Source organism: Streptomyces aculeolatus, from assembly GCF_020400605.1.
Lineage (GTDB): Bacteria > Actinomycetota > Actinomycetes > Streptomycetales > Streptomycetaceae > Streptomyces > Streptomyces aculeolatus.
In genome coordinates this window covers 246580-272825 of the sequence record NZ_JAINRD010000007.1, presented here as the reverse complement: position 1 = coordinate 272825, position 26246 = coordinate 246580, and the positions used below count along the sequence as shown (strand labels likewise).

Sequence of the window (26246 nt, the reverse complement as noted above, 5' to 3'; positions counted from 1 at the left end):
ACACATCTCGGTACGGCTCAGCTGTCCGGGGTGGACGGGCGGAGTGGAGCCAGGTTCGTCCCGGCTCCACTCCGTGGTGCGGGTGTGTCACTGGAACTGTGCGAAGAACCTCCAGATCTCTGCTTTGGTCCAGGTGGTGACGCCGCTTTCGCCGGTGGAGCCGTCGACCGGACCGGGTATGTGCCCGCCGTCGAACGCGGCCCATTGGACCGGGTACCCGGCACGGCAGCCCGAGTAGGTGGTGGTGATGTGCGTTCGGCTGCCCGGTGCGGGCTCGCGCGGGCTCTGCGGGGTGCAGCCGTTGTTGCTGACGAATTTGTCGCGCAGGGACCGTCCTTGCGAGATGTTGAGCACGGAGTCGCCGATGCCGTGGATTCCGAAGTAGGCGATGGGCTGGGTGCCGCCGCTGCACCCGCTGATCTGGGCGCCGGATATGACCGCGACGGCCCTGAAGACGTCCGCCCGGCTGCATGCGAGTGCGTAGCTCATTCCGCCGCCCCAGCTGAATCCGGTGGCGAAACGCTGTGCCGTGTTGACACAGAGGTCACCCTCGATCAGCCGGATCATGTCGTCGACGAAGGTGACGTCCTCACCGTTCGAATTGGCCCAGCCGTTTCCGAAGCCCTGGGGGGCGACGAGGATCGCGCTGTTGTTCGACTGTTCCTGCTGGCCGTAGTAGGACCAGGCGGTCCCGCTCGTTCCGCCCGAGGCGACGTCGCCGGCGGTTCCGCCCCGCCAGTGGAACGCGAAGATCAGCCGGTAGGGGTGGTTGTTGTCGTAGTTGGTGGGGACCCTGAGGATGAAGCTGCGGCTCTGACCGCCGCTTTGAATCGTGTGCGTACCGCTGGTCAGGGTCGGGGCGCTGCCGCATCCGCCGCCGCCGTCGGACGACAGCTTGATCATCTGCCATTGCTGGCTGGCGCCGCCCCCGTCGGTGTACTGGACGACGTTGGCGCCGTCGGCGGTGGAGTCGCCCTGCACCTGCACCGCCTTGCCGCTGTTGCGGTTGATCAGCCGGACGTGGCCGGCGTCGGAGTCGGCCAGGCGGAACTGCTGGTTGGCCCCGTTGTGGTCGGTCCACTGCTGGATCGCGGCACCGTCGGCGGTGGAGACGCCGGCCACGTCGAGGACCTTGCCCGAATGCCGGGCCTTGAGCCGGTAGAAACCGTCGCCGGAGTCCACGAACTGCCACTGCTGGTTGGCTCCGTCGTGGCGCGTCCACTGGCTGACCCGTGCGCCGTCGGCGGTGGACACTTCGGCGACGTCGAGCGCCTTGCCGCTGTGGCGATTGACCAGGACGTACCAGGCGTTGGTGTCCACCGTCGCCGCCTCGGCGGGCGCCGGATTCGCCACGGCGAGCATGCCGATCGCGAGGGCCGCCGCCACCACGGCGGCGATCCGGGACCACCAGCGATGTCTTCGCGGAGGGGCGGAGGAAGCCGTGCCGTAGGTCTTCATCGATTCACCCTTTCGCTCAATCAGGCTCCCTCAGGTGCGGGTCCAGAGTTGGTTGCTGCCGTTCGAGCAGGTGTAGAGCTGGATCGGGGTGCCGTTGGCGGTGCCGGTTCCGACGGCGTCGAGGCAGAGGCCGGACTGGACGCCGACGATGGATCCGTCGGAATTGAGGCGCCATTTCTGGTTGTCGCCGCCCCAGCAGCTGTAGATCTGGACTTTGGCGCCGTTGCCGGTGCCGGCGGCGTCCAGGCACTTGTTGCCGTAGACCCTGAGCTCGCCGTCGGCAGTGGACTCCCACTGCTGGTTGGTGCCGCTGTTGCAGTCCCACAACTGGACCTGGGTGCCGTCGGCGGTACTGCCGTTCGGCACGTCCAGGCAGCGGCCCGAACCGGCGCCCCTGATCTGTCCGGAATCCCCGGGGGGCGTGGTGGAGCCGCCGTTGAGGGCGTTCAGGACGGCGGTGTAGGCGGGCTTCTTGCTGCCGTCGCCGTTGAACAGCAGCGGCGTGTCCTGTGCCCGCCAGGAGTCGGTGTCGCGTACGCCCCAGACGGTGATGCCCAGGCAGCGCGGGACGGCCAGGCAGTCGTTGGTCACGTTGGCGTAGGTCGTGGGCGAGGCGCCCTGGATGTCGAGTTCGGTGATGGCCACGTCGACGCCGAGGGCGGCGAAGCTCTCCAGGGTGGTGCGGAAGTTGCTGTTGTACGGGCTGCCGCTGTTGAAGTGCGACTGGAAGCCGACGCAGTCGATCGGTACGCCGCGCTGTTTGAAGTCCCGGACCATGGCGTACACGGCCTGGGTCTTGGCCCAGGTCCAGTTCTCGATGTTGTAGTCGTTGTAGCAGAGCTTGGCGGCCGGGTCGGCGGCGCGCGCGGTACGGAAGGCGACCTCGATCCAGTCGTTGCCGGTGCGCTGCAGGTTGGAGTCGCGCCGCGCTCCCGAGTTCCCGTCGGCGAACGCCTCGTTCACGACGTCCCACTGGGTGATCTTGCCCTTGTAGTGGCTCATCACGCCGTTGATGTGGTCGATCATCGCCTGGCGCAGGGTGCTGCCACTGAGGCTCTGCATCCAGCCGGGTTGCTGGGCGTGCCAGGCCAGGGTGTGGCCGCGCACCTCCTTTCCGTTCTGCACCGCCCAGTTGTAGACGCGGTCACCGGCGGAGAAGTTGAACTGGCCCCGGTTCGGCTCGGTGGCGTCGATCTTCATCTCGTTCTCGGCCGTCACCGAGTTGAACTCGCGGCTCGCGATCGACGTGTACGCCGAGTCGCCCAGCCTGCCCGAGGCGATGGCGGTGCCGAAGTAGCGGCCGCTCTGGGCCGCCGCGGCGCCGAGCGTGCTCTCCGCGGCGTTCGCGGGCGGCGGTGCGGCCAGCGTGGCGACGGTACCGAGGACGCCGGCGACCAGCGCCAACAGCAGGCCGCGGAGCTTCCGGCGGATACCGGGTCTGGGAAGGGCATACGAGCCCATGGCTGTGCCTCCAAGGGAGAAGTCACGGAAGGACTGAAGGGCGGCGGAGTGCATCGTCTGCTCTCGCTCGGCAGACGGACGGGGCGGGGAGGAACGGGGGCGCGGCACGGAATCACCGGCCACCGCGGTCAGGGAACCGGGACGATCTCAACCGGCACGGACAGCATCCGCGCGGCCGGCGGGTGACGTACTGCGGGCGGCGGTGTTTCGACACGGGCATGGGCGTGCTCCATAGCGGCTCAGCCGGGGGACCGCCTCGGGGCGTCGCGTACCTCTCCGACGGCGCGAAGAGCCAGGACGCACTGGTGCGAACCTCACCGGGACGAAACGGGGTGGCACAGCGCTGTGGTGCGCGGATCTGTCGTGCAGCGGTACGTGGGGATCTGCCGTGCAGTGCAGATTGCTCGGGGCCGGGGGGTTCGAAATATCGAACTATGGTCAGCCCCTCAAACACGGATGATTGAGGGCTTGACGGTGAGTCGTCAACACTTTCCACGGAAGAGTTTCCGTTGTGCGCCCGAAAATTTCGGAAGCAAGGCGGGTCGAACGGGGAGCCGCCACGCCCCCCGCTCCGCCGTCGGCAGGATGGCGCAGGGCCGGGCCCAGGGCGAATCCGGGGCCGGGGTGGCGTGCGGACGGGTGGGCACAGTTGTGGACAGGTCGACAGAAGGTCTTGACCGGAAGCCCTCACATTCCTAGCTTGTGGCGTCGGAACATCCGGGAACTCTCCGAAACATTTCGAGACTGCCCCCGCCCCCGGCACGCCTGCCCCGCGGTTCACAGGGGTCACCTCACCCCGCCCTCAAAGGAGACCCTCCGATGCGGTTTCGCCACTCCTCCCCGGTCCACCTGAGACGCTTACTCGCCGTCCTTGCACCCTTGCTCCTCGTGGCCACCTTCCTCGGCGCCCAGCCCGCCGGCGCGGCGACCGTCGACACCAACGCCTGGTACGTGCTGGTCAACCGCAACAGCGGCAAGGCACTCGACGTCTACAATCTGGCGACCGACGACGGCGCCCGCATCACCCAGTGGGCCAGAAACGATCAGAACCAGCAGCAGTGGCAGTTCGTCGACTCCGGCGGCGGTTACTACCGCATCAAGTCCCGCCACTCCGGCAAGGTGCTGGACGTCCACAACTTCTCCACCGCCAACGGCGGCTCGATCGTCCAGTGGGCCGACCTGAACGGCACCAACCAGCAGTGGCGGCTGGCCGACAGCCCGGACGGGCACGTGAGGTTCGTCGCGCGCCACAGCAACAAGGCCCTCGAAGTGCAAGGCGGCTCCACCGCCGACAACGCGAACATCGTCCAGTACGACGACTGGGGCGGCGCCAACCAGCAGTGGCAGCTCGTCAAGGTCGGCAGCAACAACCCCGGCCCCTGCGATCTTCCGTCGACATACCGCTGGACATCAACGGGCGCGCTGGCGCAGCCCAGGCCGGGGTGGGTCTCGCTCAAGGACTTCACCGTCGCCCCCTACAACGGCAGGCAACTCGTCTATGCCACGACGCACGACACGGGGACGACGTGGGGTTCGATGAACTTCGGCCTGTTCACCGATTGGCCGGAGATGGCCTCGGCAAGCCAGAACACGATGTCAGCCTCCACCGTCGCGCCCACGCTCTTCTACTTCGCGCCGAAGAACATCTGGGTGCTCGCCTACCAGTGGGGCGGGACCGCCTTCTCCTACCGGACGTCGAGCGACCCCACCAACCCCAATGGCTGGTCATCCCAGCAGGTGCTCTTCTCCGGAAGCATCTCCGACTCCGGAACAGGCCCCATCGATCAGACGCTCATCGGCGATGGGACGAACATGTACCTGTTCTTCGCCGGTGACAACGGCAGGATCTACCGGGCCAGTATGCCGATCGGGAACTTCCCTGGCAGCTTCGGCACGAACTCGACGGTGGTCATGAGCGATACGACGAACAACTTGTTCGAGGCCCCGCAGGTCTACAAGCTCCAGGGCCAGAACCGCTATCTCATGATCGTCGAGGCGATCGGCTCGCAGGGCCGCTACTTCCGCTCGTTCACGGCCACCAGTCTGAACGGCTCATGGACACCCCAGGCCGCGACCGAGAGCAATCCCTTCGCCGGCAAGGCCAACAGCGGCGCCACCTGGACCAACGACATCAGCCATGGTGAACTGATCCGCACGAGCCCCGATCAGACCATGTCCGTCGATCCCTGTCACCTGCAGTTGCTCTACCAGGGACGCAGCCCCAACTCCGGCGGCGACTACGGCCTCCTGCCCTACCGTCCGGGCCTGCTGACACTGCAGCGCTGACGACGTGACAGGTGTCCGACTCCGGTATGGAGAAGGCGGGCTCGGCGAAAGGCCGAGCCCGCCCGGTCACGCGACAACGTCAGCGCTCAAACGGCGACGGAGCACCGAGTCGGGCAACACGGGCAGCATGGAGACCAACTCCCGAATCCCCCACCGCGGCGACTGGCCCGGCGACGGCCACGAAGACCTCCTCGTCACCGACGGCAGCGGAATCATCATCTACGACGGCATCAACCCCGACGCCCCCACCCGGCCGGGCCGAGTAGACCGGTCACAATGCACTCTGACCTGCATGCATACAGGCAAGTGGGGGTGTTCGAAAGATTCACGCGTTGAAGCGGAACACCGACTGCACAGCCTTGGCCTGCGGAAACACCCGAACGCCGAGCGGGATTCAGCCGGTTTCAGCCACCGGAAACGGCCGGGCCGTCGAACACTGATGTCCAGCTTGGCAGATCCCTCGACCGCTTCCCCTGGGCTAAGGGCCCGCGGCTGGAGGAGGTTCGGCGAAGTTCTGTGTCCTCGATGTGAAAGGTGCCGGCGAGGTTCCTCCCGATTACACTAATGGCACCATGGCTGCCATGTGAGCACTGCATTGTCTTCGTCAAATTGAAGAGATGTGTGCAACTCGAAGAGCATTGCCGCTGAGCCGATGAGGACAGACACCCTGCAGTATGGCCACATGCCACCGGCCCGTCGATGTCGTTCCCCACGACTGGCTCAGCCCGGAGGGCATGCGTTCACCGATAAGAACCCACCCTGGTCATGTCAGCCGGTGGGCGAGGGAGGCAAGGACGGTGCCTGGCACGAAGCGGACGAACGGTGGGCAGTCACCGGGCAAGGGCGGACCCAGCCGCCTGCCCAGGTCACTGTACGAGAAGGAGATGCTCCGTCTGCAGACCGAGTTGGTGATGCTCCAGGAGTGGGTCCGTGCTGAAGGGGAGCGGCTCGTGGTGATCTTCGAGGGCCGCGACGCGGCTGGTAAGGGAGGCGCGATCAAGCGGGTCACCGCGCTTCTCAACCCCCGTGTCGCGCGCATCGCCGCCCTGCCCGTGCCGACAGAACGCGAGCGAACACAGTGGTACTTCCAGCGTTACGTCGCGAGGCTCCCCGCCGCGGGTGAGATCGTGCTGTTCGACCGCAGTTGGTACAACCGCGCCGGCGTCGAGCACGTCATGGGCTTCTGCACTCAGGAGGAGTACGAGCGTTTCCTGCACCAGTGCCCCGTCTTCGAGCGGATGCTCATCGAGGACGGGGTCTTGCTGCGCAAGTACTGGTTCTCGGTGAGCGACGCCGAGCAGGAGCGGCGGTTCCGGCAGCGGCTGAGCGATCCGGCACGGCGCTGGAAGCTCTCGGCGATGGATCTGGAGTCCATCACTCGCTGGGAGGCGTACTCCCGGGCCAAGGACGAGATGTTCGTGCACACCGATCTTCCCGAGGCGCCGTGGTTCGTCGTGGAGAGCGACGACAAGCGGGCTGCCCGCATCAACATGATCGCTCACCTGCTGTCCACGGTCCCTTACCGAGAGATCCGGCAGCCGGAGCTCCGCCTGCCGCCCCGTCCGCCGCCGAGCGGGTACGAACGCCCACCGAAGCACCTTCAGACGTACGTGCCGGACCACGCCTCCGCATTCCTGAGCAGTTCCCGGCGCACGCCGTAGAGTCCCCGACCAGACGTCGTCACACTGTCTGCCTGGAAGAGCTGCGCCGGGCACTCGCGCGCAACCACCGCGACGTGGAGGGCATCTGCAACCGGCTTCTCGACGAACTGGTCACCGAACCCAGCACCGACTACCTGTCCCCGCGCCTCCGCCTCCAACGCCAAGCCAGCGACACCCTGGGCAACGCACTGGCTGCGGGCGACGACTCCGAGGAGCCGCCGCCCGCAGCAGTAGGTGTCCGTTGACGTTGCCGTCGGCGTTGCCGTCAAGCGCCTCGTGAGGGGCCGTCGGAGCTGCAGGAGTTACGCCTCGCATCGGCGCCCCTGCCTGCAAGACTTCGCGCCGCCCACCCCGCCGCCGGGCGACACGACCGACCGCATGTGACCCTCGGCGCGTTACGCGCGGGAAACCGGCGGCAGCCCTTCCCGGTAACAGGCGCTGCATAGACATGGCACCCCACCGCACACACCACACGTCACCACATCGTGGCATGTGTATACCGCGCTACGACGAGGGGCCTTGATGTCATACGAGCCGCGCGTGCCGACCGATCTCCCCGCCACGCCCGCAGCCGCCGCCATATCCGCCGAACTTCCCGTGGCGTACGAGGCGTTGGCGTCGCGCTTTGGACGGCGGGGTCTGCTGCGCATCGCGGCGGGGCTCGGTGCGGCCGGTGGGATGGTGGCCGCGGGTACGCACTCCGCCGCCGCAGCGCCCGCCGGGCCCGCCGCCGTCTCCCGCCCGCAGCGCATCCTGCAGCCCGGCAGGGGCCCCATCGACGGTCAGCACTATCTGCGCGCCACACCGGACACCGTCAGGTGGGGCTACGTGCCCGCCCGCGACGCCGCCCCCGTGCTGCACGTACGGTCTGGCGAGACGGTCACCGTGGACGCCCTCTCGCACGAGGGCCTGCTGGAGGACCAGGGCCGCGACCCCGTCGCATGGTTCGGTGAGCACGGCGTCGGCAGGGACCAGGTGCTGCGGGACGCGGTCGACCTCGCCCGCGACTATTCCCGCACACCCCGCTCCTTCGACACCGACGGCCCGCACGTCGTCCTGGGCCCGGTGCATGTCGAGGGTGCAGAGCCCGGCGATGTACTGAAGGTGGAGACACTGTCGCTGCTGCCGCGCGTGCCCTACGGCGTGGTGTCGAGCCGACACGGCAAGGGCGCCCTGGCCCGCACCCGGGACGGCGGCGCCCCCGCCGGCATCACCCGCGACGAGGTCATGCCGCCCGTCGACACGGACGGCCGGCCGTCCGCCGAGGACCCCGAACAGTATGGAAATGTTTCGGTGTTCGCACCGATCCGCAGCGGCGGCGCGGCCGGTGGCCGAGACGGCCACGGTGTCCTCCCGATCGACGGTCCCGGCGAGGTCACTTTCCCGCTCAACCCGCACATGGGGCTGATGGGCACCGCGTTCGCCGATGCCGCCTCCCTCACTGACCCGCTGCTCAATTCGATCCCGCCCACCCTCGGCGGCGGCAACATCGACATCCGCCACCTCGGGTCCGGCTCCGCGTTCTACCTCCCCGTACACGCCGACGGCGCCCTCTTCCACACCGGCGACCCGCACTTCGCGATGGGCAACGGCGAGGTGGCGCTCACCGCGCTCGAAGGATCGCTGCGCACCACCTTCCGCCTCACCGTCTGCAAGCCCGGCTCCGGCGACGCCCCCACCGTCGCGTACCACTACCCGTTCGGCGAGACCGACGAGGCGTGGCTACCCATCGGCCTCTCCGACCCGGACGGCTCCGCCGGAGCCGGGGGCCAGGGCTCCGATCTGGACACGGCGATGCGCCGCGCCGTCGTCAACGCCCTCGACTTCCTCCAGGCAGACCTCGGAATGCGCCGCCCGGTCGCGTACGCGTATCTGTCGGCGGCGGCCGACTTCGAGGTGTCACAAGTGGTCGACCGGACCACCGGGGTGCACGCGGTGATCAGGAAGAGCGACTTCGGCCGCTAGCGCCACTGACCCCTCAACTCGGGCCAACAGCACGCACATTGACGAGACCCAAAGGAACGCAGGCAGCATGAAGACAGCGAATCGAAGAAGGTTCCTCGGCCTCGCGGCCGCGGCGGGCGCCGGTGCGGTGCTACCCCTGGGCGGGCGCCCGGCCTCCGCGAGCTCCCTTCCCGACCCCACGGTGTGGCGGGAATTCGGCACGCCGCTCGTGCCCGCCACCGGGCACGGCCCGCTGTCCGGACTCAATGTGGCAGTGAAGGACCTGTTCGCCGTCCAGGGGCACCGGGTGGGCGCGGGCAACCCCGTGTGGCTCGCCGAGAGCCGCCCGCAGGCGACCACCGCCGCGGCGGTCGCCGCGCTGCTCGCTGCGGGTGCCGACGTCGTCGGCCTCGCCCGCACCGACGAGTTCGCGTACAGCCTCGCCGGCACGAACGGCCACTACGGTACGCCGCCCAACCCCGCGGCCCCCGACCGGATTTCGGGCGGCTCGACCTCGGGACCTGCCAGCGCGGTCGCCCTCGGTCAGGCCGACATCGGACTCGGCACCGACACCGGCGGCTCGATCCGGATCCCCTCCTCCTACCAGGGCCTGTACGGCATCCGCCCCAGCCACGGTGCGATCGACACCACGGGGCTGCTGCCGCTCGCCCCGTCCTTCGACACGGTCGGCTGGATCGCCCGCGACGCCGACACCCTGCGCGCCGCGGGCCGGGTGCTCCTGCCACGCGCCACAGGGCCCGCACCGTCGGCCGCGGTGTTCTCCCAGGAGATCGTCGACGTGGCCGACACGGAGGTCTCCGCCTCGGTGCGGCGGGCGCTCGCCGGGTGGCGGGGCGCGGCAGATCTGCCGCACCTGGGCACCGTACGGTTCGACGCCGGGGTGCTGCCGGGATGGGTGCGCGCCTTCCAGACCAAACAGGGCGTGGAGGCATGGCAGCACTTGGGCCCGTGGGTCTCGCGGCACTGGGACTCCCTCAACCCCGACGTCCGCTCCCGCTTCGAAGCAGCCTCGCGCTACACCCCCGCCGACCTGGCCGCCGCCGAACGCGTGCTGCGCGAGGCACGGACCCGCGTTGACGACCTGCTCGGGGACCGGATCCTGCTCCTACCGTCCGCGTCCTCGGTGGCGCCCACCCGCAAGGAGGCCGCCATCGGTGGCCCGGCGATCGAACAGACCCGGGCACAGACCTTCCAACTCACGTGCCTGGCGGGCCTGTCGGGCCGCTGCGCCGTCAGCGTCCCCATCCGCAGCCGCACCGCTCCAGTGGGCCTGTGCCTCGTCGGGCCGCAGGGCAGCGACCGCCACGTCCTGGATCTCGCGGCGCGGGTGTCGGCGGCGCTGTAGGCGGCGGCTGTGGGGGTGTGGCGAACCGCCCGCCCCGCACATTCCCGCCGAGGTGGCGCGCGGTCCGGGCAAGCTTGTCCATGGCAAGTCGAATGAGCGGCGCCCCCCGTCGCACGCGGCACCGGCGTCCAGGGCAGCGTTGCCCCGCCGAAACTCACCCGCCCTGATGGGAGACAGCGTGCGGAGTGTGAAGCGCGGCAGCTGTGACTCATGGCGCCGGGGCTCTCGCCCGGCTGACGAGAGCCCCCCCCGTGCGCGCGTTCGACCGATGAATATGACGGCTCGTCAGTTCACCCGGCCACATCCAGCCACCATGACGGTGACCGCACCGTCACACGCCCCTTCCGGTAGCCCTCCTACCTGCGCACACGTGAAACCCGCAGCTATCACCCAGCTACTCAAACATTCCGCGGGACCGCGACGACACACCATCCGCACAACCCACAAAACACCCCCTGACCTGCGAATTCATCGCGTGGGGCCAGGGGCGGGATCATTCACACATTGAAGCGGAACACCGGGCGCACAATTTCGGCCTGCGGAAACACCGGAGGACGGGGCTGGATCCAGCCATTATCCAGCCGCCGCAAACGGCCGATCCATGACCCCAGTTTTTGCTGGATCCACGGGCCACGCGAGACTCCACGCTGGCACCCCCTACGCTGGGCCACGAGGTTATCCGGCCGCAGGATATTCTGCTTGATCCGTCCCCAGCTCCGACCCATCGGGCGGGCCGGACCGGACTCCTTGATGTAAGTAAAGAGACTCCAAGCACAATAAAAGAAAAAGAGCACCGAGGAAACTCCCGGGAATCCCACCAACTCCTACACAGACCCATTACTTGGCGGAACTTCAAGTTTGATACCGCGACTTCAGGCTGGCGAGTATCTTCACTCCTCAAGGCCAGACTGAAGCCGCTGCCAATCCTCCTGGTGACCACGCCAGGCGGTGCTTGCGTAGATCGCGGTCTTCGCCTCAGGCAAAGACAGGCCAAGCACACGAGAAGCTACGTAAATCGCTTCGATCGGCGACAAGCCCAGTTCCCGCAGTTCTCGGAATACCGGTTCCCGCTCCACTTGCCCTCGGCCCGTGATACGCGACGCCAACCCGTCCAGTCGAGACCGATCCATTCTTTAATCCCCCAGCTTCTTGAGTCGTTAGTACAATGGCGGTTGTAGGGTGGGTTCATGCCTGGTCCGAAGCCGTTGCCGGTGGTGCTGTCCGATGACGAACTACGTGTGTTGCGGCGCTGGTTGAGGAAGCAGACGGCTTCTCAGGCTCTGGTGCTCCGGTCGAGGATTGTGCTGACGTGTGCGGAGGGTTCGTCGAACGCGCCGGTCGCGGATGACCTGGGGATTTCGCGGGAGACGGTGCGCAAGTGGCGCGCGAGGTTCGTCAGGGACCGGCTGGAGGGCCTGACGGACAGACCGCGTCGGGGGCCGCCGCGGAGGATCACGGACGAGCAGGTCGAGGCACTGGTGACCAAGACCCTGGACGAGAAGCCTTCGTCGGGGGATTCGCACTGGTCGACGCGGTCGATGGCCGAAGCGACCGGCATGTCGCAGTCCGCGGTCTCGAGGATCTGGCGGGCGTTCGGGCTCAAGCCCCACACGGTGCAGACGTGGAAGCTGTCCACAGACCCGGAGTTCGTCACCAAGGTCCGCGATGTCGTCGGGATCTACCTTTCCCCGCCCAAGAACGCCCTGGTCCTGGCCGTGGACGAGAAAACGCAGATCCAGGCCCTGGACCGCACCCAGCCCGTCCTGCCCCTGGCGCCGACGACGCCGGCCAGGATGACCCACGACTACGTCCGGCACGGCACCACCAGCCTGTTCGCTGCCCTGGACATCGCTTCCGGGTCGGTCATAGCCCAGCACTACCGCCGCCACCGCCACCAGGAGTTCCTCCGCTTCCTGAAAACCATCGACGCGGCCGTCCCGAAGGAACTGGACCTGCATCTGGTCCTGGACAACTACGCCACGCACAAGACCGAAGCGATCAAGAAGTGGCTACTGCGGCACCCGCGCTTCCACCTGCACTTCACCCCAACATCCGCATCCTGACTGAACCTCGTCGAGCGATGGTTCGCCGAGCTGACCTGCCGAAAGCTCCGCCGCTCGACCCACCACAGCGTCATCGAGCTGGAACGCGACATCTGCGGCTGGATCAACGAGTGGAACAAGGACCCCAAGCCGTTCGTGTGGACCAAGACCGCCGACGAGATCCTCGAAACCCGCGCCGCATACTGCACACGAATTAACGACTCAGGACACTAGGATTTTTGCGACATCCAAGGTCATCGCCCCCGGGCACGTGTAGCTGCCATCCGGCTTCGGGATATGCCGCTCATAGTTAGCACGACGGCGCTAAACCCCCGGGATCTCGCCTGCTCGGCGATGGAGTGCTTCATCTGGCGGACTGCATCTGGCCCAATCGGGGCGCGACTCAGTCCTTGGGTCCCCTTCGGGAAGACCATCAGTCCGTTTAGGTGCACGGTATCTACGGCCACCCCGGCTACTTCGGCGGCCCCACGTCCACTACACCCTCGAAGAGAACTGATTGAGTTTCGGATCAATAAGCCTGCCACTTCCGGCGCATCACACTACGAATGAAGAGGCTCAGCCTCCGGCCGAGGTGTCGGTAATTCGCATCCGGAGGGCAGGTCATTCATTCTGCCCGCCTTTTCAATTTGAAAAACTCCTATCATCGCGAAATTGTTCGAGCATAAAATCAGCCAGCGAGGCAGCGCACTTAACCATACCGCGTTCCGGCTCTTCGATTGAATACCCGAAAACAGAACAATCTATTTCATCACTTCGCAGCATGTAAAAGATGTATCCTTGATGCGCCATGAAGACAACATATTCACCAGTTCGTACGGGATCATTAATATCTCCCGATGACAGCTCTCGTTGCAATTCCTCCTTCAATCCGAGCATATCAGGATAGAAGATGTCTTCAGACGCAAGCACGGAATGACCCTTGAATCCGCGACCGCAAAGAGACAGGAATTCTCTATAGGACGCAGGAAGGGGGCATCCTTGATCATCCTCCACCTGCCTGATCTCCGAAGCGGTGGCGGCTTCAGCCTCATCCAAACGTCCGCCGGCATCCACGATGCTGTTTCGCACGGTATACTTCGCCATCATTTTAGTCTATCTCTCTTGTGGACCTTGCGGTGGAAATCTCCAGCACATCGCATAATATCAATTCGAGCGCATCGCTGGGCACATCAGCACCCCACGCAATTCTCACATGGGGAGTCTTCCATCAAGCATGCACTCGATCTCACACTCCTAGTGATCGTGATCCTGTTGTTGTTACTTTGCTTTGATTTGCACGTTGGACTGATGTGGATCTGAACTCTGAACAGGCCGCTGAGCTACGGGTGTTGACCTGGAGCCCGTCTGTTTCTGCTGATGTGGCGACGCGGGCCGGGATCCTGCTGTGGGAGGGCGAGGTCGACGCCGCGGGGACATCGCGGAGTTGGCCGGGTTTCGCTGTCGACCGTAGCCCGCTGGAAGAGCCGATACGCTGAATCGGGGCTTGCCGGTCTGATCGGAAAGAAGCCCGGCCGGGGACGCGCGCAGGTGCCCGCGCGGACACCCGGCCGGGCGATCGCGTTGACGAAGACGACTCCGCCGGCCGCCTCCGGGCTGTCGCACTGGTCTGCCCTGCCCCTGGCCGACTACCTCAACCGGCATGAGGTATCTCGGTGTCCTGGCATCCGCGGTTTGCGGACAAGGTTGCCAATGTCGTGGGCCTGTACCTGGACCCGCCCGGGGCGCGGGGTCCTGCCTTGGACGAGAAGACGCAGATCCAGGCCCTGGACCCAGCCGGCGCTGCCGGTCACGTTCGCCGCAATCGAGAAGCGCACCTACGACTACATCAGGCACGGCACCACGAACCTGTTCGCCGCGCCGTCGCCACCGGCGAGGCACTCGGCAAGTGCACACCGAACCGGAACGCCGCCAACTTCCTGGCCTTTTTGAAGAAGGCGGTCAAGTCGCATGCCGAAATGCAGATCCACGTTGTCCTGAACAAGGGCAACCTCTCCACCCACACGACCCTCGAAGTGAAGGCGTGGCTGGCGAAGCACCCTCACGTGCACTTTCGCTTCACTCCCGTCGGCTCGTCCTGGCTCAACCAGGTCGAGATCTGGTTCGGCATCATCACCCGGCAGTCCATCCAACCGAGGCACGTTCCCCAGCGTCCACGTGCCGGTCAGACAGATCCACGATTACATCGACTCCTGGAACGCGAGCGTGAAGCCCTTCATCTGGACCGCGACCGCGACCGAGATCCTCGCGAAGGTCCGGCTCGTTCAGACCGCGTGAAGAAGCTCATAAACAACAATTTGAAATAAATCGAACCGGGTCACGAGACACCAGCGCAGCGTCGAAATTCCTGCTGGGCATCAAAATGACACTGCGGACTCGTCACGACTGGGCATCGTCGGTGATGGTCGCGCAGTCCCTCAGCGCATCTGGCACACCGTGATTGACACCTGAGAGCCACCGCCCTTGCCCGCGTCTCTCGCCTACACCCTCATTCTCCGATCCCAATACGAATCCAGACGTTTGGGTACCTCTCAGCGAATTGATCTATAACGCCTCCGCAAGACGTGCATGGGGTCTTGCCGATTTGGAGAGTCAGAATTCCACGCTGGCCGGACGGCGCGCCGAGGGCTTCGGCAGCACGCTCCAGAATCTTATATTCGGCGTCTGCTCCGCGTGAGAATTTTCCACCTGATGTACTTACAGTCTCGAATACGGGGTTGCTTGGCTTCCCTACCAAACCTGCCTTGTCCGGCCCGCTAGCTGCATTGAATACCTGCGAACCATCCTCAGTTTGCAGAACTCCAGAAGCTACTACTCTCTTCTTGCCGATATTCCAGGTACTGCGGATTTTTCCAATATTTGCAGCAACGACCGCGTTATGCACGCTAGCCAGTCTCTCAACGCCTCCTGCTATGCGGAGCCCCTTGGACAACCTGCCAAGAAGCGTGCCTGCCTTCCCCCACGGCGTAAATGCTGCGGCCAACCATCCACAGTCTCCTAGAGCTCCGCTATCGCAACTTCTGACAGTTGCTGCTGGAATTAGACCGAATGAGTCTGCTTCTATGTGCTGCGCAACGCAATCGGAATCGCAAACCCAGTCCGGAACGGGAAGTGGGGGTGCCTGCGGCTGGGGACTGGGGGATCGATCGTCACTGCTCCCGGTTTTGGAGCCGCATGGCGAGCCGTTCATGTTCAGACAGGGACTTGGGTTGTAGTTGGTGGGGCTGCTGCTGATGATCTGAATGGGGCGTCCGGTGCCGGGTCCCGTGCCGCCGATGGGGCAGCCGACTCCGCAGGCGTCGGCTCGGCTGAGTCCCTCCGGGTCGCTGAACGTCAGCGGGCTGCTGCCGGCGTAGGAGTAGCCGTGCAGTGATTCCGGATCAGTGGGATCCATGATCGGGTCGACGGAGAGGAAGCGGCCGGTAAGCGGATCATATTCGCGGGCGCCGAGGTGTTGCAGACCGGTGCTGGTGGTGTCATCGACTCCGCCGACGAAGCCGCGGGTTCCGGGCCAGGGCCCGTGGGGTGTGCCGCGGAGGGCGCCGAAGGGCAGGTTGCGGCGTTGGGTGAGGTTGAGGGTGTCAGCGTCGATGGCCAGGTTGCCGGTGCCGTTGTGGTCGGCGAGGGTGAGGGACCAGTTGCCGTCGTTTTCGAGTACGGCCTGGTTGCCGTTGCCCAGTGGGACGTAGCGGGTGGCCTTGCGGGTGGTGCTCCCCTTGGGGAGGAAGACCTCGGTGTGGTCGCCCCAGTAGAGGGTGGCGCCTGAGGGGGTGCGGGCGATGAGTCGGTTGCCGTCTGCGTCGTAGACGTAGTCGGTGACCTTCTCGGCTCCGCCGTCGACCTTCCTCAGCTGGCCTTCGGCGTCCCAGGTGAGTTGCTGGGATGCGCCGTCCTGGGAACGGGTGGTGGTGTTGCCGGTGGGGTCGTAGCTGAAGTTGTCGGTGGCGGTGCCCGATTGTTCCTCTGTGGTGACCGAGGTCAGTGTGTGCGGTTGAGGAGTGCCCGGCGCCGGATAGGTGTAGGTGCGGTTGACGTCTCTGCTGGTGTCGCCGCCGATGTCGTGCTGCGCCTCGGTGAGGCGGTTGCCGACCTTGTCGTAGGTGAAGGTTTGCCAGTACGGGGCCGGGCCGCCGATGCCCGTTGCCGGCGGTGCGGTCTCGCAGGCGGTGTCGGCCTCTGTCCAGGCTTCTGTCAGGCGGCGCAGGTGGTCGTACGTGAAGCACTGCGTGTCGGTCCCGGTGCGGGAGACGTCTGAGATGGAGAGGAAGTTGCCTGCCTGGTCGTACTGGTAGGTGTTGTGCTGGTCGACGCCGGGCTGGCCGGGGCGGTCGACGCGCGAGGTCTTGAGGCGTTGGGTGCCGCCCTCGTAGGTGTTGGTGACTTTGGTTCTCTCTGCGTCGCCGGTGGCGCCGAGGAGTTGCGTATAGGGCTTGCCGAGGAGCGTGTAGGTGGTGTCGGATCGAACGCCGTCGGAGACGACCGCAAGCGGCCACTGGGTGTTCGGGTCGTACTCGTAGTTCCAGCCCTTGGCAGCGATATTGCCGACCGTAGAGAACGTGCGGGACTTGACCAGCCCGCTCGCGGTGTAGGCGGTGCCTTCCTGGTAGGTGCCGGCGAGGGCGCCTTCTGCAGGAGGGATGACGGTGGCCTGTCTGGATGGGCGGTAGTAGTCGTCGTACTGGGTGACCTTGTGGGTGTAGGCGCTGCCTTCCACGTAGCGGGTGGACTCGGCGAGCTGGCCTTGTGCGCCGCTCAGGGTGTCGTAGATCCACTTCGCTCGGAGCTCTCCGGACGGCGCGCCTTCCCGCAGTTCGGTCTGGCGGCCGAGTCCGTCGTAGATGTTGACGAGCTTGACGTCGCGGGCGTCTGTGGAGGACACGAGTTGGCCGCGGTCGTCATAGGTGGACGTGCTCTTGCCCTTGTCGGGGTCGTTCGCTTCGACCTGGCGGCCGAGTTGGTCGTAGGTGTACGTCCAGGCGTTGCCGGCCGGGTCCGTGACCTTCGCGAGTTCGCCTCGTGGAGTGTGATCGTAGGCGATGGTGTCGTAGCTCGATGTCGGGGACCGCTCGTGGTGCTGACGGACCTCGGTGGTCTGTCCGCGGGCGTCAGTTAGCGTCGTTGTGGTGGTGTCGCCAACCGGTGGGACGACGGTGACCCGGTCACCGTGGTAGGTCGTCTTGGTGGTGGCGAGGACTTCGCCCCCGTCTCCGCTGCCGGACATGAGACGGTTCTCGGTCTCTCGGCCGAGTCCGTCGTGCACGTGGCGGGTTTGCGTTTCCACGTCCTCGGCGTCGTTGGGTTCGAACAGGATGCGGCTCTGGCCGCCGTCGGCGTGGTAGGGGGCGAAGGTCTGATCGACCAGACCACGCTCGTCGTAGAAGTTGTCGGCGATGAGGCGGCCCCCATTGGGGCCGGCTGTTTGTGTCTGGCGCTCGCGGAGGAAGCCGTCGTAGAGGGTGTACGAGGGGATCTGGTTCGTGACTGTGAGCCCCAGCGTGCGGGTGGCCACGGCGACCGGCTGGTTCTCCTCGACGAAGTACGTGAACTCGTAGTCCGGCAGCGTGCCGGTGAGCCTGCCAGCCAGCCAGATCTTCGTGGTGCGGCCCAGCGCATCGTAGGTGTAGGCGGTGCGCTTGTCGTTGGTATCGAGGATCGCCGACGGCTGGCCGCGCAGCGGTTCCAGTTCGCGGACCTCGGTCTGGGCCGTGCTCGCGTTCCCCTCGAGTGCAGGGGGTGTTGTCTTCGTGACCTTGGTCGGGAACCCGCTGGTCGGGGTGTAGGCGATCGTGGTGGTGCGGCCGTCGGTGCGGGCGTTGCGCTGTGGCGGATCCGTGCCTGTGACGGTGACGTTGGCGGTCAGGTCGGTGGCCGAGCGCTCGCGCCCGTAGCTGTCGTAGGTGGCGCCGCTCTCCAGGTAGGTGGCAGTGGTGCCGTTGTGGGATTTCAAGGTCGCCACCGCGGTGGCGTCCCCCGCAGTGGGCGTGTCTCCGTAGGAGCCGGAGTCGTATGCCGTGCGGACGTCGTTGACGACGTCCTTGGAGCGGTCGACCGTGTCGTCGCAACTCGCCGCCACGGTCTCCACCCGTCCTGGCAGGGTGAGGATGTTGGCTTCGGCGTTGGTGGCGTAGGTGGTACGGGTGCACCGGTTGTCGGCGGCAGTCGAGTTGTCTCCGAAGTCATCGACCTTGGTGATCCGGCCAGCGACGGTGTCATGGGTGCTGGCCGTCGAGGAGACGCGCCACTTGCTGCCGGCGCCCTGGTCGAGGGAGACCCAGTTCTTGGTGTATGCGGTGCCGCTGAAGTTGGCGGTTACCGTGCCCCAGTTGCGTTCCTTCTTGGCCGTCTGGTGATGCCAGGGGCGGTTGACGGTCTTGCTCAGAACCTTGCCGTCGGGCGCGGAGTAGTCGACGGTCTTGTACGCGAACCCCGCCGCCGACTCGTGATCGGTGATGGGATCGCCTTCGCCATCGCCCAGCGATATCTGTACGCTCCTGGTGCCGCCGCTGGTGCTCTCACGGTCACCGTGCATGCCGCGTAGGAAGTAGCTGTCCTTCTGCGACTTGAGTGCGGACTCGCCGCCGGCTCCGCCGGTCTTGACGCGAACGTGGTCGTAACCGCGCCACTGGGACCAGGTTTTGAACTTTTCCTTGGTCAGGCCGTCGTCATCGTCGTAGTGCCAGGCTGCCCCGCCCAGGTACTCGTAGCGGGTGAGTTTGTCGGGTGCGCCGCCCGTCCGATCGGTCTCCGTAAGGAACGTGGCAACGTATTTGTTGAACCACTGGCGTTCCGGGTCGTCGCTGGACGATCCTCCGATGTACTGGGGGAAGCAGCGAGTGGTGTTGCTCTGCGGAGTTGGCAACGAGTCCCAGGAGCAGGCTTCCCCGGAGTAGTTGACGGATATTCGGCCACCATATTCGTCCTCGACATCGGACAGTCGGGCTTTGATGAATGGTGCGTAGCCGTCGCCCGTCTTGTCGAGTCGATTTGCCTTCTGGATGTAGGTGAAGGTGGTTTTCGGCAGTGCGATCGTTGGGGATGCGGTGTGGCCGGTGCGCTGTATCGAGTCCAGTAGCAGTTGGTAGTCGATGTCGGCCTGGCCCCAGCGGTGCTGAAGTTTCCAGGAGTCCACGCTGGCGTAGCTGCCGTCGCTCTTCAGGACCTCGGTGTTCACGCCGGTCAGGCGCTTGCGGGTCCAGAAAGTCGGTGCCAGCCGGCCGTTGTCGCAGTCCACGTCCGCGCTGCAGTTGAGATCCCACGGAGTGTCGTACCAGTAGAAGGAGTCCGTGGAGATGCTTCCGCAGTCGGTCTGGGTGTTGGGCAGGCAGCGCTCGCTGCTGGTGAAGTCGACCTTCGCCAGCGGTTTGGTCCCGTAGACGGCCGAGGACTTCAGGCCGTACTCGATGCGGTCCAGGTTGCCGCCGCGGTCGTAGCGGGTGTTGTTGGTCGCCTTCAGATTGCGGCCGTAAGAGTTTTCTTCCTTGTTGTAGTAGTAGGCGATGGCGTTGCCGTGCGGGTCGACGACGTAGTCGAGGTTCCACCGCCAAGCCTGCTGACACCACGAGGATCCGAAGCCTGCCGAGTCATGGCAGGGTTCATCGGCATCATCGCCGAATACAGGAACGTTCCAGGTGGAATCGGTAGTTTCGTCACCCGAAGCCCATCCTGGCAGCCGGTGGTAGCCGTAGTAGTACCGAACCCCGTTGGGATCGGTGACGCGCCAGTACTCGTCGTTGTTGTCACCGTTGTTCCGGTCGCTGGATGTCAGCCGCTTGATGAGCGTGCCGTCGTCCTTCTTCAGCTTCCACTCGTCATTCCCAGCTGGGACCAGCTCACCGCCCTTGCCGTTGATGGCAAGGAATGCGTTGTCGTAGCCCCAGCACTGGTCGCCCGGCTTGTTCCCGTCGGGGTTCTCCACCCCGTCGTCCGAACAGGACTTGTAGCGGCGCTCGATGTAACCCGGCCAGAGGTCGAAGCCGTCACCGACCCAGGAAGACTGGTTGTTGGTACCACCGGTGCGGCCGTCCACCGAACCGGACGAGTACGACATCTGTACGGTCGGATGCAAGCCTCCTGGGACCTGGGGTATCTGAAAGTCGTAGCCCCATGTGAAATCGCCTGTGTTCAGTCCCACGTTCCACGCGGCCGAAGGCGTCAGCGGCGTGGCCTTGAAGTCGCCCTGGCCGCCCTCCTCCGCAGCCACAGCAGCGAGGATCGTGGGGGTGCTGCCCCCTACGACGACGTCCGCGGCGTTCAGGGTTTGCTGCTCGGTGTCGTTGGTGGTTTTGACCGGCTCGCCGGTACGGCACTCCGGACGGACTGGGCGAGTCAGGGCACAGGCCCGCAGTTCCGTAAGCGTCAGGCGAGAGCCGTACGCGCCACCGAAGGACTCGGCGAAGTCCGCATAGTCCAGCGTGACATCGACCGCCCCTGACCGGCCACGGGCTTCCGCTGATCCTTGGTCCTGCTCAGGCTGAGACTCAAGGGTGAACACCGGGCCGACAATACCCGCGCTGCGGGCCGTAGCGCGGTCCAGCATTTCCACACGAACAGTGCCCTGGAGAGGATCGGCGTCGGTGTGTTCTCCGTGGTTCGACGGGGTGCTGAGCCGTATAGGCAGATCGCCTGCACGGATGTCACTTGCAGCGCGGCCCTGCGGTTTCGGGGCCAGGTTCACCGTTGCCGTGCCAGGTTCCGCCCACGAGGCCTGCGGCTTGTCCCCCGGAGTTCGAGGGCCAGGCGTGGTCTTGCGCGGCTTGACCTTGTCGGCGGGGCCGCCAGGCACAGACTTCCCCGGATCCGGGGCCTCGGACGCGGCACGAGAGCCACCGGCCACGGCGTTCGAGACCGCCGTCGCTGTCGGTGTCGCCTGCAGCAAGGTGCCGGTCATCACCGCGGCACACAAAAGGGCAATCGCTTGCCGAGCACCGGCTATCGGTCTGTGTACGCGTGTCCTCTTCGTCATCGTCCCCACCCCTCGCCTGCTGATGTGCGCACGCCGTGGCCCACGCGGTTGTCGAAGTGTGCTGCCTGCCTCGGTTCGTGCCGATGCCTAATCGGCATTCGGTACGTCCGTCGGCAACTCGAACCACTCACCAGCGATGCGCCCCACCTGCGCATCCGATAAGGCACCTTGGAAGGTCCACACGTCGTCGACCGCACCGGGCCAGTACTCACCCCACGTACCGCCGGTCTTGGCCCTTCCGACCTCCAGCGAGGCGCTTGCCTTGAACGTCAGGACGTTCTCGCCCCACGGCACCTGGTCCACACACGTCGGGTCATCCGCTTCACCGTCTCCGTCGTCGTCGGCGCAGGCGATCTCCTCCAGCTGGCCGTTGACGTACAGGCGAGCTTCCTTCCGGAAGCCGTCGTAGACCAGGGCCAGGTGGTTCCACGACTGCACGTCGTCGAACGCCTCGTTCTCGACACGCGAGACCGCAGCTACTGCACTGTCCGCACCCGGCAGCGCGAGTTGCCATCGGCCTGGCTTCTCCGGGTTCTGACTTGGCACGTAGCGCACTTGGAAGGCACTTTGCTGGGCTCCGGCGGCGCTGAGCACCGTCTTCGCGGCGGTGGGTGCCGCGGCTGCCTGCGCCCAGCCGGTGACAGTGAAGCTTCCCGTGGTGTCCACCGGAACGCCGGAGGTTGCTGCGTGGTCGTCCACGCCGTCGAGGAGCAGACCGTTCGCCCCCATAAATGCCCCGGAGAAGTCGACGGAGGCTCCCCCGCGCAAGGTCATCCCGGTTCGCCGAGGCGAGTCATCCGGGGTGACGGCCGGACTGGCCCCATCGGTCTCCTCGAACATCCACCGGCCGGTGGCCTCTGGTCGCTGCTTGTACATCTGCAGCACCTCGGCGGCTGATACCGGACGGTCGAACAGTCTCACGTCGTCGACGGTGCCGGGAAAGTGACTCTTCAACGCACCGTTCAGGGAGCTGGCACCAATGAGCATGGACTGATCCGCGTAGAAGGCATCGACGAGCGTCGTCTCGCCGGCCTTGCGGCCGTTGACGTAGAGGGTCAGAGTGTTGGCCGTGGTGTCGTGAACTCCGACAAGGTGCGCCCACGTGCCTGCGTACGCAGTGGTCCCTTCCGGCTGCAGGGCGCGGATCGGGCGGGCGTCCGGTGAGTCGGAGTCGAACTGGGTGAATCCCCAGCGGTCGTAGGCTTCGGAGTAGTACAGCTCGAAGCCGGGTGCGTAGCGGCCTGTCTGGGCCACGACAGCCGCGGGATGGTTTGGCTTGCTGTCCAGCTTGGCCCAGGCCGAGACCGTGAACGAGCGTTCCGAATTGATATGGGGCCCCGACGTCTGCCCGATCTTCGCGTAACCGTCTGTGCCGTTGAACTTCGCTGCCTTGCCCGCTATCCCGGGCACGCCGGTAGTGGTGCCGCCGTGGTAGTGGGCGGGCAGCACGCCACCGCGCCCGGATATCTCCGTGGTTCCAGCCTGCTCGTCGAGTTCGAATACGGCTACCGCGGGGCGGCCGGGGTCGCCGACGGACTGCTTCGCATAGAGCTTGTCGACTTCGTCCTGAGCTATGCGCTTGTCGAAGATCTGCAACTTGTCGATGGTCCCGGGAAAGAAGTCCTTCGCTACGCCACTCCCGATGCCTGCACCGATGTGCAGACCCCGCCGGGCGTTCCAAGTTGCGGTAAAGGGGGTCTCCCCGACCAGCTCGCCGTTGACGAACAACTGCAGCTTGTCCTCGACTGAGTCGTACGAGCCGACGAGGTGCGTCCACTCCCCGACCACGACTCCGCCGGCGGCAGGGGCCATGGCCCGATAGACCACCGCATCCGGAGAGTCATCGGAGAAGCCATTGAAGATCCAGCGGTCGTACGAGGCCGAGTAGTGAAGTGCGAAGCCCATTCTCGTGTTGCCCGGTTGGGAAGCCACCACCGCCGAGCCAGTCGTTGGCTTGGCATCCAGCTTTGCCCATGCCGATACCGTGAATCCGCCAGTGTTGTTGATCACGGAAAGATCTGTGGACGCGTACGCGTCGGTTCCGTTCAGTTGCAGTGCAGTCCCGTCGACCCCGGCGCCACCGGTGGTGGCGCCACCGCGAAGCGCGAGCGTTCTGGGAGGAGTGGAGCCTTGTCCTTCGGTCGCACCGGCTTCTTCATCGAGCTGCCAGGTTGCCCGGTCCGGCTGGCCGGCCTTGACCCGGAACTGGTACGTGCGGATCTCGCTCCTGTTGCCAGCAGCGTCGTACGACCTCACGGTGACGAAGTTCAGGCCCGGCCGTTCGGGGAGGATCTTGACATCCTTCGCAGCACCACCGGATGTCGAGACTTCATTCGCCGAGATGGGGTCACCGTTGACCCCGTATCGATAACGGACAACATCGGTGTCGGGGGCATCAAAGGTGAAAGTGCCGTACTGGCCCACACCGTCCCACCACGGATCTTCCGGATTTGCCGGATCGGAAGCCGGATACTCGCCGGAAGAAATGCTCGGCGCCTTGGGGACACTGGCATCGTAAACGAAATAACAGCCCGTCCGGTCGCCGGCATACGACCACGGCGAGTACTGCGCCCCGTCATAGGCTCGCACATACCAGTGAACGGTCTTGTTCTCAGGGATCTTTGATGTGCCCTCAGTCGGCAGCGACATGCGGAAGCTCGCCCCAGAGCCCTTGGAAGGGGTCCGGGCAGGCTTCCACCGGGCAATCAACCCCTTCCCGTCCCCAGCATCCCACTTGGCCTGGAACTGCACCGAAACACTGTCGCCATCCGGGTCAGTAATGTCATCGGCGCGAATCGTGCCCAGAGATCGGACGTACGCCTTGTCATCCGGTCGCTTGCAGACACCGCCGTACTCCATGGTCAACTGCGACATCTTCACCTGCGGCGGGGGCCGGTTGTATTTAACCCGCAGAAACGCCTTGTCTGAGAATCGCTTCCAGCCGTACCGGTCGTCCTCGCTGGAGGCTCGCATGCCGAAAGTCATCGTCGACCACTTGTTATTGGCGGCTTGCTGAACCACAGCCTTGACTCCGAACTCGGCGTCCTTTGCGGCACAGCCGTCGTAGCCGTAGGCAAACGATCGGGAGTCCACCTGATCAAGCCAGAAGCCCGACCCACTGTCCTGGCTGTTCCACGTGGTCGACGAACTGATGTCCTTCGTACGCCACAGCTCCACGCCACGGTCAGCACACGACGCCGACCAGACATTACGAACCACGAACTCCGCCGAAAGGATCGACTTCCCTGCAAACCGGGACGTGGGAATCCGATAGAAAAGCCGCTTCGTGTCGTTGGGGTTGCAATAGTTCCAGTTGCAGTAGCCCAAGCCGGCGTTGTCCTCACCGTTGAACTTCCACTGCGGCGAGCCAGCCCAGTACTTGGAGACGAACGTCCAGGCAGAAGCCCGCGGCGAGTACCACTGCGGATCGATGAACACCGGGTAGACGGTGTCGGCCCCCTTCAAAACCTGAGCATCCGGCGTCAGGAGCAACTCACCGCCGCCCTCAGTCACCTCGGCCGCCACCTCGGCCAGCTTGCCGGACTCCGAAGCACCCGGCTCATCCTCCGAAGCAGGCATGGCGGCATCCTTGGCGCTGGTGCCGCCCGCCGCGCCGCTGGAATCCCACATCATCGGCTGCGGTGCCTCGAATACCGCCGACCCAGCCCCTGCATCGATCGCAGCAAGTCCGCCCCCGCCGACCTCCTGCACCTCCATGTCGCCGGCTGCCAGCTCCAGCCGCAGCTGCTCCAACTCCGGGTTCTGTGCCGCTTCGGCGGTCTTGACCACCACGAGCTGAGTGAAGCCATCCGGCTGTGCTCCCAGCCTGAGATCCACCCCAGGGAGCACGTCACGATATGTCGCCGTGTCAGCTTCCAAAACCGGCTCAGGCAGGGTGCCCGACCACGACAACGCCAGCGTGCGGCCGGCCTTCGTCATGCGCACCAGCGGAGCGTCCCCGCCGCCGGAGAATTCCAGCCCGACCGTCGTCGCCTTGGTCGCCACCATGCCGCCAGCCGAAGGAGCCAAGTCCGTGTCGACAGGCAACCACTCGCCGCCGACCCGAGCGTGCACCGGCCTTACGTACTCGCGCGCTTCAAGGTTTCCGTCCGGAGTAGCAAACACCTCGCTGCTCTCCCCACGCAGCGAGGTGACTTCCACCGGCTCGTCTGAGCGCCTGGCCCGGGTCAGGGCCTGTTCCTCCGTGGCGGCCTCCTCCTCGGCCGCTCGCTCTGTCGACGCCTTCGCAGACGAAGCCGTGCGTACGTCGTTGGTGGCTGCGGTTGCCTGCATCTGAGGGGCTAGGCCCAGCAGCATGATCACACCGAGGCCGATGGCAGATCCTGCCCGAAATCTTCGCCCACGCGTAGCCAGCTTCACGAGCCCCCACCCCTAGAGACACCGAAAGTAACAGCGATGAAACTTAACGCAACCAACATGCCTGAACTAGGGGGCCTTATCGGGCAATTAACATAAGTGTCCTATCAAAAATGAGATCCACATCACGGTTGCCTATGAATCGAGCACAACTTGCTTACGAGGGAAACGTGTTCAGGCGACCCGGCTGAGGACCCTCCGCCGCTACGGACCGAGGCGCCACACCCGGGGTGCGGCTATCCCGAGTCCGCATGCCGACTTCGCGCTCAACACGGGGAAGTGGCCGCTGCTTGCGGAGGAAGTCTCGGCAGTGGGCGGGCAAGGGCCACACGTCGGGGCCACGACCTGCGGACTCGTGGTGCCAAATCCGCTACACCACGTCGCGGGACGCGAACCTCATCCCTGACCTACTCCAGATCGAGCCGCACGGTATCGGCGTTACAGGCCGGTTCCCAGTTGATGACCGGCCTGCGATGCCAGTTGCGTCACTCCCCTGGATCCGCCGCCTGGCAGGCCCGCCAGGCAACGCAACGCGAGACCGACGGCCGCCCTCCCGTACGCGCACTCAACATGGTGGACATGACGGTGCGTCAGTTCATCCAGCCACAATCCAGCCACCGTGTCGGTGACTGCACCGTCACACACCGCTTCCGGCAGCCCGCCCACGCCTC

The 26246-nt window shown here is 65.5% G+C and carries 11 protein-coding genes and 2 pseudogenes; 8 read left to right on the top strand and 5 right to left on the bottom strand.

The features are described from left to right. Window positions 1-87: 87 nt before the first annotated feature. Window positions 88-1458, bottom strand: a complete 1371-nt coding sequence (locus LG396_RS15590) for an RICIN domain-containing protein (protein WP_225795211.1) — start codon at window positions 1456-1458, stop codon at window positions 88-90. Between the two features lie 30 nt (window positions 1459-1488). After that, window positions 1489-2919 carry an endo-1,4-beta-xylanase gene (locus LG396_RS15585; protein ID WP_225795210.1) on the bottom strand — a complete coding sequence of 477 codons (1431 nt, stop codon included), beginning with the start codon at window positions 2917-2919 and terminating at the stop codon, window positions 1489-1491. 819 nt (window positions 2920-3738) lie between these two features. On the opposite strand from LG396_RS15585, the gene LG396_RS15580 reads away from it, so the two are divergent. From LG396_RS15580 to LG396_RS15555, 6 genes and pseudogenes are all read left to right on the top strand, one after another. Next, the gene (locus LG396_RS15580; protein ID WP_225795209.1) at window positions 3739-5205 is read left to right on the top strand and encodes a non-reducing end alpha-L-arabinofuranosidase family hydrolase; all 1467 of its coding nucleotides are present in this window, start codon (window positions 3739-3741) and stop codon (window positions 5203-5205) included. Between the two features lie 857 nt (window positions 5206-6062). Further along, complete coding sequence (gene ppk2 / locus LG396_RS15575) at window positions 6063-6866, top strand: polyphosphate kinase 2 (protein ID WP_037741091.1); 804 nt, start codon at window positions 6063-6065, stop codon at window positions 6864-6866. Window positions 6867-6940: 74 nt separating this feature from the next. Continuing rightward, window positions 6941-7111, top strand: a complete 171-nt coding sequence (locus tag LG396_RS15570; protein WP_225795207.1) for a hypothetical protein — start codon at window positions 6941-6943, stop codon at window positions 7109-7111. A 295-nt stretch (window positions 7112-7406) separates the two neighbouring features. Beyond that, entirely contained in the window at window positions 7407-8831 is a 1425-nt protein-coding gene (locus LG396_RS15565; RefSeq protein ID WP_225795206.1) for an acetamidase/formamidase family protein, read from the top strand. A 67-nt stretch (window positions 8832-8898) separates the two neighbouring features. Continuing rightward, complete coding sequence (locus tag LG396_RS15560) at window positions 8899-10176, top strand: amidase family protein (protein ID WP_225795205.1); 1278 nt, start codon at window positions 8899-8901, stop codon at window positions 10174-10176. Between the two features lie 1187 nt (window positions 10177-11363). Next, a pseudogene (locus tag LG396_RS15555) lies at window positions 11364-12452 on the top strand (IS630 family transposase). 408 nt (window positions 12453-12860) lie between these two features. On the opposite strand, the gene LG396_RS15550 reads toward LG396_RS15555, so the two are convergent. Further along, on the bottom strand, window positions 12861-13322 hold the full coding sequence (locus LG396_RS15550; protein ID WP_225795204.1) for an SMI1/KNR4 family protein: 462 nt from the start codon (window positions 13320-13322) through the stop codon (window positions 12861-12863). A gap of 273 nt (window positions 13323-13595) precedes the next feature. Here LG396_RS15550 and LG396_RS39940 point away from each other — a divergent pair. Both LG396_RS39940 and LG396_RS15540 read left to right on the top strand, forming a co-directional pair. Further along, window positions 13596-13871, top strand: a pseudogene (locus tag LG396_RS39940) (helix-turn-helix domain-containing protein); the annotation flags it as partial. A 20-nt stretch (window positions 13872-13891) separates the two neighbouring features. Then, window positions 13892-14542: a transposase gene (locus LG396_RS15540; protein WP_225795203.1), complete on the top strand. Its 651-nt coding sequence runs from the start codon at window positions 13892-13894 to the stop codon at window positions 14540-14542. Window positions 14543-14724: 182 nt separating this feature from the next. Here LG396_RS15540 and LG396_RS15535 read toward each other — a convergent pair whose 3' ends face one another. Beyond that, the gene (locus LG396_RS15535) at window positions 14725-21123 is read right to left on the bottom strand and encodes an RHS repeat-associated core domain-containing protein (RefSeq protein ID WP_225795202.1); all 6399 of its coding nucleotides are present in this window, start codon (window positions 21121-21123) and stop codon (window positions 14725-14727) included. 162 nt (window positions 21124-21285) lie between these two features. After that, window positions 21286-25515 (bottom strand): LamG-like jellyroll fold domain-containing protein, encoded by a 4230-nt coding sequence (locus tag LG396_RS15530; RefSeq protein ID WP_225795252.1) that lies wholly within the window; start codon window positions 25513-25515, stop codon window positions 21286-21288. Between the last annotated feature and the right edge of the window lie 731 nt (window positions 25516-26246).